Here is an 11,465-nt window from a genome sequence, read left to right on the forward strand (position 1 = left end):
GGCTCCTCTGTTCCCGCACGCTTTAAATTAAAGAGTTTTATCCATAGGACTTCGTTTTCTAAGTGGTCGTTATTTTCAAGGTGATGAAATCCTGCGAATGAGTGAGTATACGTTAGATAAACCATTAAAACCGAGGGACGGGCAGGTTAGAATAATTAATGGTAATATCAGAGGATATAAAGGGATGTGGGAGATGATTATATAATGTTATATTTATTATTGGGGGAAATTTTACGTTTCATATTATTATTAATCTTTGTTGGTTTATCTGTAAGTTTATTGGGCTATTCTTATTCATTTCTTGGTTTTAACTTAAACAACATTCACTATGGTTGGTTAGCATGGATTGCAATAATATGTTTATTTTTTGTTCTTTATAGAAATAAGTTACAGTATTCAGGCTGGTATATTGGTAAAAGAAGAGAAAGATTATCCAAAACGACCACTCTTATACTAGTTGCTTCTTCCATCTTGTTGATGATTATTACCCCTTTATTAAACTAACGAAGAACGTTAGCACAATAACACCAGGACGAGGCTGCCAGCACGATCGGCAGCCTCTATTACGTTAACGGGCATTTTTATTGAAGGGAAAAAAATAATGCTATAATTATCCTATAAAAGGAATTGAAGGGAGAATATATATGATTTTAAAGGATTTAACTAGTGTTAAAAAACTTTGGATTCCCATAGGCATTATTCTTGTTGCCTTGATTTCATTCGTCTCTTTCGCTTACTTGTTACCAGTTAAAAAAACGGTACCCGAAACGAGTTCAGTTCCTTGGGAAGGTGGTAAATGGAGAACCTCTACTCCCGAAGAGCAAGGTATTCATTCTGCTGAGTTGGCTGATGTCCTCAAAACCGTCCAGATTCAGAATACCAATATTCACTCCTTACTTATCGTGCGGAATGGTTTCCTTGTACTTAGTACCTATTTTGCTCCTTATCAAGAAGGTGATGGCGTATCTTATCAAGTCCATTCCGTGACGAAAAGTATTACTTCAGCATTGACGGGGATTGCCATCAATGAGGGTGCCCTAAAAGGCACAGATCAAAAAGTTCTGAATTCCTTTCCGGAGGAAAGCAAAAACAATACGGATTTGAATAAAGCCGCGATTACCGTGAAAGATTTACTGACGATGCAAAGCGGACTAGATTGGCCGGAAGGGCAAGTACCTTATGGAAACAACAACATTGTCAGCCAGATGATGGAGAGTCCTAATCAAGTTCAATTTACCCTTAATCAGCCTATGTCACGTGCTCCGGGTACTGCCTTCAATTATAATACGGGGGCTTCCCATCTGCTATCCGCTATGATTCAAAAAAGAATCGGGATAAATTTAAAAGAATATGCTATGGAAAAATTATTCGGACCTCTAAGCATTACAAATTTCCAATGGGCGGTTGATAAGCAAGGGGTTAGCTACGGAGGGACAGGGCTTCAGCTAATCCCGGAAGATATGGCAAAAATCGGCTACCTCTATGCCAATAATGGCTTAATAAATGGAAAACAGGTAATACCTGCTACATGGATATCAGAATCAACAACAATGACTAACACCAATGGTTATAAATATGGCTATCAATGGTGGGGTGGCCAAGATTATTTTTATGCAAGTGGTTCTTTTGGACAGGGGATTTTTGTATCGCCTGAGAAGAATCTTGTCGTTGTAATGACAAGTGATATTTTGGATACTGACCCCATGATAGAGACAAACAAAATATTCTCTCGTATTAAAAGCGCCGCCGTATCCGAACAAGCCCTTCCAGTTAATGCGGAAGGTAACCAGCAAATGAAAGAACAAGTACGTCTGGCCAGTTCTTCCAAAATGCCTACTCCTCAGCTTCCGGTGATGGCTAACGAGATTAGTGGAAGGACTTATATGGTAAAGAAAACTGGTCTCGATTTTAGTGCATTTACGCTTAACTTTTCTAATAAGAGTGATGTAGCTGTATTAGAGAAACTGGAAATTATAAAGCGAAAGGATATTGGGATGGAGATGCATTCATTATAAATCTGCATTACGTCATTCCGGATTTTCATTCCACTTATGATTATATATATAAGTTCCTGTTCGACGAGAGGGAAGGGAGTTTGGAAGTTCATGGGCTAACCGGAGACAATAGAAATTACCACGAAATTATTGATATCATGTCCGAATGATTGGCTTATAGACATGCCTCTTTATGTTTTTACATGCTAATAAAATAAGTGATTTTATACAAGGGAACTGTACGGCGTTAAGCTCTAACGAAGAACGAGAGTGCAGGAGTTGCTTGGAGCGGCTCCTTTTTTATTTCCGTTGAAGTAACGGCAGGTTAATTTTAATAAGCTATACATCCGGGCACATCATGCAGTAATGTAGATATTGTAATAGTAAATAGCTAACAACGGAGGTGCCGAAATGAGTGGGATTGCCAAAACCCCAGAACCACCTTATTATGCAGTAATTTTTACATCTGAACGAACAGACGGGGATAACGGATATGCGGAAATGGCAGATGAAATGGAAAGACTTGCGTCCGTCCAACCCGGATTTATAGGAGTAGAGAGTGCAAGACAAGGTATAGGTATTACTGTATCTTATTGGGAGTCGCTCGAAGCTATACAAAAATGGAAACAAAATGAACGACATTTAATTGCCCAGCGTAAGGGTATTTGGTCGAAGTTAATTCGCAAGAAAGGGGAAAGTGGTCAAATAGGGCCTTTCTGTTTGTTTGTTTAATGCGTTATCGCGTTTTTTGTAGACACCACGAGGTAACATCTTCACAAAATTCGTATTTTATACATATGTACTAAAATCAATAAATCCCCAATTTCGGATTTTTATAATAAATAATTGTCCGGCGACACAAACATAGGTGCTTACGCGACACAAACATATGCGCTTTCGAGTTTGTGTCTGCATATCCCAACAATATTATTCCCAATAAAAAAAGCCGGTAATTAAACACGGCTTGTTGCGCTGCAACATTCTAATAATTTGTTTAATGCTATGCTGCTGCTATTGAAGATCTCAAGATTTGGTTTCATTTTGCGCTGCTCATTGCAGCAGTTGATTCCAGAAGTCGTAAAATTAACAAAAACACAAGGTTCTTGATAAGAAAATGCTTTTGCCAAAGACTCTCTTTCGAGAGCATTAAGAGCCTTATTGTTTGTTCTATTTCCAATAACAACTTCTTGACATACTTTCCAGTATGCACTTAATAGAGCAACTGTTACTTTAGAAAGCATCAATTTGAGTGATTTGACATCCTTTAAAGTCTCATTATTCATTTGCCAATACTCTACAAAATGTTCTAATTGTTTATGAATCATTTGTAAAGGAAACTTACGCATATGATTAAATTCTGTAGGTCTTACCTTAAGTCGAGAATACGACCAATATTCCCTATCAGCAGTCAATAAAGTATTTCGCCAAGTCATATAAGCAAACGAATATTCGCATTTTTTTTCGATATGGCGATTATAGAAATACTTTCTTGTTGTTTGAAGGCAATATTTATGTTTTTTAATAATAAGCCTCTTGAGGTGTTTATCAAATGATTTAAAGACATCAATTACTAAAGCATAAAGTTCATCATTTAATTTCCAGCCCCACTGAATGTCTGAATACTGTAGTAATCGTACCGACTCCTTTTCCGTTAAAATTGTCTCAGATTTAAGAACTTTTAAGGCCATTTCAAAGCAATTTATCCTAGAAAATACAAGATCCTCATTAAAATACAGTCTTCTCCCCTGACTGCAACAGTTTAACCACTCTAACACTAGAGGATCTTTAATTATTAATTGTTCAGTCCATAGACTCACCCATTTCCCTGAATTTTCAAATATCGAATGCCCGCATTTACACATATATGGAATAAGATTTTTATCCTTCCATATCATATAAGGCATTTGTTCTTGGCAAATAGGACAATTGTAACTTAATTCACACATATGGTACGGACAACTCTTCAACAACTTGAATTGATGAAAGAGACTGTGATGGGCTGACCCTCTCATACAGATTGCGCAATATACGAACTTTTCATGAAAAAACTCAGAGTAGCTATAGTACCTACGCTTCAATGAATTCATTATAGTGTCAAGTGAACTATAATTATGTACTTTAACATTAAATTTAAAACCCCAAGTCAGTAGATCTTCATCAAAACTTTCCAAATAATAAAGTTCTCTAATTCCCCTTCCGTTTAATGACGTTTTAATTGCTTTAACCTGTTCAGTTCCAAACACTCGTAGAAGTTCTATAGAATTAACTTGATTTGCAAATTTGAACTTCTCAAATATAGACCAAGCAGACTCAAATGGTTGCACCCATTCACTTCTCCAGCAGAACATTATTCCACCTCTACTCTACACTAAGGCCATATAGATTTCAGATTCGACATATCCTGAGCCAAGTACTGCATTCCGCCAGTCATTGACTGTTAACCATTCCTTTGAATGACCATGTGCCCCAGACGTCTTTAGAGCTATTTCAATACTTAGTGTTAGGTACTGCATAGGAATTTCAAAATTTTTAGATAAACCATGTTCCCTTCTGATATCAATGAAAACATTTATAATTGTGTCAGCAAATTGGGATAATTTTTCTCCATTCTCGAATGCTTCTGGAAAAAAATATCGTGTAAACGACCAACCGCTTTTTTCAGGAAATTCTGAAAAGTTATCGTAACCTGTAAGACATGTTTTTATTTCATCGACACTTTTGACACCTGAGAATTCATATTCTTTAGTCATGAACCTTCCAATAATTTGAGCTTTCTTTTGTTGAAGCATTGTTGTCCGAATGGATAATAGTTCCTTTTGACCTATTAGAATGACAGTCATCGATATGCCGGCCTCATTTAGATCATTATAAATATCCATTAACCAATCATATTGCAGTTCGACTAACCTCTGAGCTTCATCAATAAACACAATTACTCTTCTCAATCCTGATTTTTCACCTTTTTCAATTAAGAAATTGGAAACACGACTCCTTTTCTTGTTTGCTTTACCGATTGAAGGAAATCCATGACCAAAATCCTCAAGTAGATGTTCAAAGAAGGTGTCTTCTGAAGGTATTTTGTACTTCCTGCAACGGGTCTTTAATATTGGTAAATTGTCACCAAGCTCTCTAGGTATGACTTCCATCATATACTTCAACGCTTGTGACTTACCAATTCTTGGTCGACCATAAATAATTCCTCCTGAAGCACGCTTCACTACCCAATCTTTTACCACAGAGTTTACCTTGAGTATTTCTTTTGTTGGAATTACATATTGGCCAGTTTCAATTGGATGATGACCTATAGAAACGAGTGGACGATTCTTTGTCACGCTTGTATCATTTTTTTCAGACATGTTGTTCACCTTTCTAAAAAATAATTATATGGTGCTGTTCATTTTCATCCTCATCGATTTTTGGCATAGATAGTGAAGGGTTTAATACTTCTGAATCCATCGTTGCCGCATTCCGAGCTTCTTCTTCGGCTCTTTGCTGTTGTAATCTTCGAATTTGTGCGAGTTTATTTACACTTGACTTTTCATTTTGTAAGGCCATGTTTGTCATATGTATTTGATAAACTGCAATAGGATCATCATATTTTGAGTAGTGAATGATCTTCTTTTCTTTAAGGCGATGTATTTGTTGTCGTAGTTTTAATGAGTGTGGTGTTTCCGACCATTTGCCCACAACAACTAAAGTACCTAACTCTGTACCATCCGGTAAAAATGCACGAAGGTATCTTATGTCATCAACATTTACTTGGATTCGTAATTTCGTGCCAATTAATTGAGCAGAGTTTGCCAAATAATCGTTACGGTATTCTTCATTCGCATAGTTGATGTGAGGGCGTTTTCCAGTCTTAATGTTACCTTTTACTTCGCGTGTAATTTCAACTTGCATAAATGCTACGCCGGACCTCTTACTTTCATCTAATATAGTTGGTAGCATACCCCTACCCAGTCTCTGTTCCATTGCTTCGAGCGGTGTAAGATGACTAATCCCCCCATGAGGAGTGCCATTATAATTGCTTATTAGCACCTCTGCAAGTTCCTCGAGATTTTCCAAAGTTACATGAAACCGGATGGCCTGTTTTTCTGGATTATTTCTTCTCGGATCTTTCGGATTACTTCCAGTTGTATTGGGTAATCTATGGAACCCATATTCTTCGAGCGTTTGAAAAAATCGTTCAATATACGGACGTCGCATTGGGAGTGATACTGGTCCAGCATTTACACTACATCCTACTAAATGTTTCAACCTCTCCCTTACCATATTGGCTAGGTTTGCTTTTCCATTGTCAAAAGACAGTTCTTCCCACACTGCCCATCCGCAGTCATTAACTACATCTGATGGATATCCCCCACCTTCAGTGATCTTTAATCCAGGGATTGTTAAATCAATCTTCGAGTGAGGCATAATAGCTTTACGCACACATGCCATAACATCAACCGCGGATATTTCCTTGTTAAGACTGATATAGTGTGATAAAACTGCACGTGTGCCAACATCGATTATTGATAAAATCCATATTCTTTCTAAAACTCTTTGAACTTCATCGCCCTCTACTGTTGTAAACTTTATTGAGAATACGGCATCAAGCCGGTGAGCATCAAATTGCACCCTCTGATATGGTCTTACAATATTGAGCTCATTTTGTGCACCGATGCCTGTATTATTGGATTTCTTATAAGCGTCTTCTCCATACCTGGATGCTGCGATTCCAAAATGTTTTAATTCGAGCTTTTTTAAGTATCGTTGAAGTGATCGATATCCTTGATTTTCAGTATTAAATGGATACTCATTTAGTTTTATCTTCTCTTTGCGACAAGCTTCCGTAAACTTACTAAATAAATGTACTGGTTTTATCACTGGTTCTGAAGGATTTCTAGTCCGTCTTTTCAAATACAAATCGTGAATCAAGTCACGTATTGTCGGATATCGGTCCAGCAATAGTTCAAATTCTCCAGTACGCTTACATTCTTGAAACCCCTTTTCTGACTGTTTTCTCCTATAAAGTCGAACATTTTTTTGCGGTTTCAAAGCGCGAAATCCCCAGAGAAATCCATTCTCGTCAAAGCTCAAACATCGACGAACAAGTCTCCGCAGTTCATTCCTACTTATATGAGTAAGGGTGAAAATCTGTTTTTCAGTTAATAAACCTTTTAAGTACTCCTCGACTGCCTGTTTACGTCTATTGTAAGTTTCCCGGTCTATATCACTTAAAGCAGAGATATCGACTTCTGGCCACGTTGAATAGCTGAGATATTGAGTATCTACGACCTCATGTTCGATTAGTTTTCTTCTGGGCATTTTATTTTTACCTGTGTATTATTTCCATAAGGATGTTTATCTAAGTTGTGAATTACTTTTCCGTAATAAATGAGCCAAGCACATGCTAGTTGGATTTCGCTCGGTTTTAACTCCGGAATTACCTGATTTATCTCAAAAAAGCTACGATTCTCTGCTAATATGTCTAATATGTGTCTTAGTCGTTCTTCATTAATACAACCCGATTTTATAAGTGAAAGGATTTTCTTTTTATTAGAAAGTAGCAACGGATTTTGTCTAATTTGTTTTTCTGTGATTACCTTGTGGTGAAAACCATTCTCCTCACACCATGTCTGTTGGGCTTTTATCTGACGTCTTGCTCTCTGGCCTTCTTCATTTTCAGCTTCCAGTACATCGAAATACTTTACTTCAATAAAAGTGTTAATTCCGTCTTTTAAATACCACATGTCTACAACAGTTTCTGTTAGTGATCCATTATAAATGTACGGAATCTTATACGGTTGTTCACAGTAAATTCTGATTATGGAGTCTGTTTCGATTAGTACCCAATGGTCGTACTCTAAATCACTAAAGAAACAAACATCTCTCCTTAATTTAGGAGCATAACTTTCCCAGTACTCACTACCATACTTTAACCCTCTAGTCATTTTAATCGCATGAAATTGGAACGGATTATTAATTTCCTTCATTATCGAATCTCCCCTTATTTTGTATAATCCCTGTGTCCTGGTTCCGACACCATCGACTGTTGTAAATGTTATGGAAAATACAGTGTCAATCCGGTGAGCATCAAATTGCACCCTTTGATATGGCCTAACAATATTGGTTTCATTTTGTTCGCCGATGCCTGTATTATTCAATTTTGTATGAGAATCTTCTCCGTACCTACTGGTTGCTATTCCAAAATGGTTTAACTCAAGTTTTTTCAAGTATCGTTGTAGCGACCGATATCCTTGATTTTCCGTATAAATGGGTACTCATCGAGTTTTATCCCTTCTTTGAGACATGCTTCCGTGAACTTACTAAACAAATGTACTGGTTTTATTACTGGCACCTTCGGATTTATTGATTTTCTCTTTTTTATTTGGCTTCAGAGCTCGAACCCCCCAGAGGAATCCATCCTCGTCGAACAAGTCTTCGCAGGTCATTTCGGCTTATACGAGTTTGGGTTTCAATATTTTTTTCAGTCAAAGAGCCTTTTAAATACTCCTCGACTGCCTGCTTACGTCTAAGGTAGGTTTCTCGGTCAGTTTCATTTAAAACATTGATATCGACTTCTGGCCACGTTAAGAAGTTTAGATATTGAGCATTAGCAACTTCAAATTCGATTAACTTTCTTCTGGGCATTTTTTCACCTCTGTTTTATTTCCAGAGGGTCGCTTATCTAAGTTGTGAGTTAATTTTCCTTTATATATTAACCAGGCGCATGCGAACTGGATTTCGTTCGGCCGTAACTAGGGAAAAAATTGGTTAATCTCAAGAAAGCTGCGCTCTTCCTTTAATATTCCTAAAATATCTTTTAGTCGTTCTTCATTAATACAACCCGATTTGATAAGTGAAAGGATTTTCTTTTTATTCGAAAGAAGCAACGGATTACGCCGAATTTGTTTTTTCGTTACTAGTTCGTGGTAGAAACCATTCTCCTCACACCATTTTTGTTGAGCTTTAATCTGTCGTCATGCTCTTTCCCCTTCATCGTTATCAGCCTCCAGAACCTCGAAATACTTCACCTCAACGAAAGTGTTGATTTCATTTTTGGAATACCACATGTCCACAACAGTTTCTGTTAATAAACGATTATGGATATAGGGAATCTTGAACGCTTGTTCACAGTAATTACTGATAGTGGGGTCTGTTTCGACTATTACCCAATGGTCATACTTTAAATTGCTAAAAAAGCAAACATCTCTCTTTTATTTAGGGGCATAACTTTCCCAGTACTCACTTCCATACTTTAACCCCCTGGTCATCTTAATCGGTCGAAACTGGAACGGAATATTTTTTTCACTCATTTTTGAAATTGTCCCTCCATAGTCAGGAACTATAACCATTTCGTCAATGATTTAAACATTGCCAGTGAAAAAAGTTTCTTTAAGCGTTAAATTGGCTATTTGATCTACCTTATGTTTGTCAACCGTATAAACCATTCAAAAGATAATAAACAAAAAAAATGATTTTGGTCTACCGAGATACCGATAGTCTAGTAGACTATATTTGTAATAGTTGAGAGGATAAATCCATATACTAGATTGGGAGAATACTAATTTGGGAATAATGGAGGTAGTATGGATGGAAAATTTATTGCACGAAGTCCTTCAGGAAGAAGTGTTAACAGTTACAGATGGAGACTATCAGGAGCTGCGTATTTCGATTTTTTCCACTTTATTTACTGATGATTTTAAAGATATAAAAATAAAAAGGAGAGGTGTGCTAATGAAACGAAAGTCCAGCTATCATCACAGCGACTGGAGAGTTGAACAATTATTGTTTTCTGAAATAGGACGACGAATAAAAGAAGCTCGTGTTGGTAAAGGTTTAACCCAACAAGAACTTAGTGATCGTATTCGTCTTTCCCGAACATCCATCACGAACCTAGAAAATGGTGTTCAAAAAATATCATTACTCACTTTATATGAGATTTGTTTTGTTTTAGATATTGAGATTCATAGACTTATCCCAAATAATATTAAGGAGACATCTTAATTTTTTTATTATGTATATTAATATATTGAATTATTGATTAACTAATATATTGATTAAATTGAAATGTCTTGTAATAAGAAAAATTAATTATTTAAACCGTCTTGAATTCTGTGAAAAATAAACTGATTTTAATTCTTGCATTTTTTGAAAGTATTTTTCTCTGTCTTCTATGTTATAAGGGTTTTGATTTAAGCTTATTTTTGCAATATCAAATAAAATGATCTCGTTTTGGTTTGAGGGCTGTACTGCTATAGGGATGATCCACTCCCCTGCTCGTTCCGCTAACTCAAACCATTTGTGTTCAATGCAGCTGGGACTTGTGTAAAATGATTTTCTAAATTCAATTCCCCTCGGTGTTACTAAACCTTTTTCTATTTGATAGTTTTGTTCTTCAACCAAATCTCTCACCTCCGTTAATAGTTATTGTCAATCTCAAGATAATTAATACCTATATGTATTATAATTTATAATTTAATATTCAAAGTATGGTGTATTGCAATTGTTCCATTGTTTACACTGACTATTGAGGTGTAATTATGGATAATTTAATCCTGAAAAAGGTAGGACAACGGCTTCGTGAGTTACGAAAGCAAAAGGGGCTAACACAAGAAGAACTTGCCGAACGCTGTGGATTCCATTATACCTACATAGGTGGAGTTGAAAGAGCTGAGAAGAATATATCTTTAATCAATCTTCAAAAGCTCTGTGATGGTTTACAAGTCCAAGTTCAAGAAGTTTTTAATTACGAGTTTAGTATAAATTTAAAGCAATTATCATCTAGAGAAAAAATTCTTCGTGAGATTTATGGACAACTTCTCGAATTAAAAGCTGCTGATCTCAAAAAGGTTAGTGTTTTTTTAAATGAAATAATTTAAGGGACTATTCAATTACGAATAGTCCCTTAAATTATTTTGAGGTTGTCATCAAGAAGCAAGGTAAAATGTCTTGCTACCGTGATGGGCCACCTTAATGGATTAATAAGTTTACAAGCTTTTTTGAGACTTAACCCATAAGTTTGCTGCTTTGGAATGCTTGTGCTTCCAATTTAACATGGCAAACTTATGCTTCCAAAATGAAAAATCCCTTGAAATTCAAGGACTTTTGATGTTCCATCCTTTTTTTATGTCTTTGGGACAATACAAATGAGTCCGCATTATTTACAGTAATACATGACCGATACCTGTCATCTTTTGCAATCAACATAAGGAAATTTATTCGTAAAATTACTACTTCTCCGTCATCCTCACATGTATCCTAAAAATAACGTCGATACAATTCTCTCCGTCGTTCACCCCGCAACTGAGCATATATCTGAGTGGTTGATGCCTTTTCATGCCCAAGCATCCCTTGTATAAACTCCAATGGAGCACCATTATCTAACAGTTGACAAGCATAGGTATGCCGAAACCGATGTGGGTATACATTTGCAGCTACTTCACTTCGTGCTGCCAACAGTTTTAATGAGTGACGGATTGTTGG

12 protein-coding genes are annotated in these 11,465 nt (G+C 36.4%); 5 read left to right on the forward strand and 7 right to left on the reverse strand.

Annotation, left to right across the window (positions count from 1 at the left end; translation table 11 throughout):
* Window positions 1-204 precede the first annotated feature (204 nt).
* The 3 genes from GC093_RS23920 (at window position 205) to GC093_RS23930 (ending at window position 2,726) form a co-directional block, all read left to right on the forward strand.
* Window positions 205-504 carry a hypothetical protein gene (locus GC093_RS23920; protein WP_171654440.1) on the forward strand — a complete coding sequence of 100 codons (300 nt, stop codon included), beginning with the start codon at window positions 205-207 and terminating at the stop codon, window positions 502-504.
* Window positions 505-644: 140 nt separating this feature from the next.
* On the forward strand, window positions 645-2,015 hold the full coding sequence (locus GC093_RS23925) for a serine hydrolase domain-containing protein (RefSeq protein WP_171654441.1): 1,371 nt from the start codon (window positions 645-647) through the stop codon (window positions 2,013-2,015).
* Between the two features lie 390 nt (window positions 2,016-2,405).
* Window positions 2,406-2,726, forward strand: coding sequence for an antibiotic biosynthesis monooxygenase family protein (locus GC093_RS23930; RefSeq protein WP_171654442.1), 321 nt, complete (start codon window positions 2,406-2,408; stop codon window positions 2,724-2,726).
* Window positions 2,727-2,947: 221 nt separating this feature from the next.
* Here the strand turns inward: GC093_RS23930 and GC093_RS23935 are convergent, their stop codons facing one another.
* The 5 genes from GC093_RS23935 to GC093_RS23955 all read right to left on the reverse strand — a co-directional run bounded on the left by GC093_RS23935 (window position 2,948) and on the right by GC093_RS23955 (window position 8,630).
* A complete protein-coding gene (locus tag GC093_RS23935; RefSeq protein ID WP_171654443.1) occupies window positions 2,948-4,318 on the reverse strand; it encodes a hypothetical protein in 1,371 nt (456 codons plus the stop codon).
* A gap of 39 nt (window positions 4,319-4,357) precedes the next feature.
* Window positions 4,358-5,350: an ATP-binding protein gene (locus tag GC093_RS23940; RefSeq protein WP_171654444.1), complete on the reverse strand. Its 993-nt coding sequence runs from the start codon at window positions 5,348-5,350 to the stop codon at window positions 4,358-4,360.
* Between the two features lie 13 nt (window positions 5,351-5,363).
* Window positions 5,364-7,304: a TnsB C-terminal domain-containing protein gene (locus GC093_RS23945; RefSeq protein ID WP_171654445.1), complete on the reverse strand. Its 1,941-nt coding sequence runs from the start codon at window positions 7,302-7,304 to the stop codon at window positions 5,364-5,366.
* Complete coding sequence (locus GC093_RS23950; protein ID WP_171654446.1) at window positions 7,286-8,212, reverse strand: TnsA endonuclease N-terminal domain-containing protein; 927 nt, start codon at window positions 8,210-8,212, stop codon at window positions 7,286-7,288. Before GC093_RS23950 ends, GC093_RS23945 begins: the two co-directional genes overlap by 19 nt.
* A gap of 151 nt (window positions 8,213-8,363) precedes the next feature.
* On the reverse strand, window positions 8,364-8,630 hold the full coding sequence (locus GC093_RS23955; protein ID WP_171654447.1) for a hypothetical protein: 267 nt from the start codon (window positions 8,628-8,630) through the stop codon (window positions 8,364-8,366).
* 942 nt (window positions 8,631-9,572) lie between these two features.
* Between GC093_RS23955 and GC093_RS23960 the strand changes: the two genes are divergently transcribed.
* The gene (locus GC093_RS23960) at window positions 9,573-9,986 is read left to right on the forward strand and encodes a helix-turn-helix transcriptional regulator (protein WP_171654448.1); all 414 of its coding nucleotides are present in this window, start codon (window positions 9,573-9,575) and stop codon (window positions 9,984-9,986) included.
* An 87-nt stretch (window positions 9,987-10,073) separates the two neighbouring features.
* Here the strand turns inward: GC093_RS23960 and GC093_RS23965 are convergent, their stop codons facing one another.
* Window positions 10,074-10,385, reverse strand: a complete 312-nt coding sequence (locus GC093_RS23965; RefSeq protein WP_171654449.1) for a hypothetical protein — start codon at window positions 10,383-10,385, stop codon at window positions 10,074-10,076.
* A 137-nt stretch (window positions 10,386-10,522) separates the two neighbouring features.
* Between GC093_RS23965 and GC093_RS23970 the strand changes: the two genes are divergently transcribed.
* Window positions 10,523-10,861, forward strand: coding sequence for a helix-turn-helix domain-containing protein (locus GC093_RS23970; protein WP_171654450.1), 339 nt, complete (start codon window positions 10,523-10,525; stop codon window positions 10,859-10,861).
* Between the two features lie 379 nt (window positions 10,862-11,240).
* On the opposite strand, the gene GC093_RS23975 is transcribed toward GC093_RS23970, so the two are convergent.
* Window positions 11,241-11,465, reverse strand: a 225-nt coding sequence (locus GC093_RS23975) for a tyrosine-type recombinase/integrase (protein ID WP_171654451.1), incomplete at its 5' end; no start/stop codon positions are given.

It is taken from the genome of Paenibacillus foliorum (assembly GCF_013141765.1).
GTDB lineage: Bacteria > Bacillota > Bacilli > Paenibacillales > NBRC-103111 > Paenibacillus_S > Paenibacillus_S foliorum.

What these genes read in the sequence shown, in the direction of transcription:
- GC093_RS23945 (WP_171654445.1), bottom strand. Translation starts at nt 7,304, where the DNA reads ATGCCCAGAAGAAAACTAATCGAACATGAGGTCGTAGATACTCAATAT.
- GC093_RS23955 (WP_171654447.1), bottom strand. Translation starts at nt 8,630, where the DNA reads ATGCCCAGAAGAAAGTTAATCGAATTTGAAGTTGCTAATGCTCAATAT.
- GC093_RS23930 (WP_171654442.1), top strand. Translation starts at nt 2,406, where the DNA reads ATGAGTGGGATTGCCAAAACCCCAGAACCACCTTATTATGCAGTAATT.
- GC093_RS23925 (WP_171654441.1), top strand. Translation starts at nt 645, where the DNA reads ATGATTTTAAAGGATTTAACTAGTGTTAAAAAACTTTGGATTCCCATA.
- GC093_RS23940 (WP_171654444.1), bottom strand. Translation starts at nt 5,350, where the DNA reads ATGTCTGAAAAAAATGATACAAGCGTGACAAAGAATCGTCCACTCGTT.
- GC093_RS23960 (WP_171654448.1), top strand. Translation starts at nt 9,573, where the DNA reads ATGGAAAATTTATTGCACGAAGTCCTTCAGGAAGAAGTGTTAACAGTT.
- GC093_RS23920 (WP_171654440.1), top strand. Translation starts at nt 205, where the DNA reads ATGTTATATTTATTATTGGGGGAAATTTTACGTTTCATATTATTATTA.
- GC093_RS23970 (WP_171654450.1), top strand. Translation starts at nt 10,523, where the DNA reads ATGGATAATTTAATCCTGAAAAAGGTAGGACAACGGCTTCGTGAGTTA.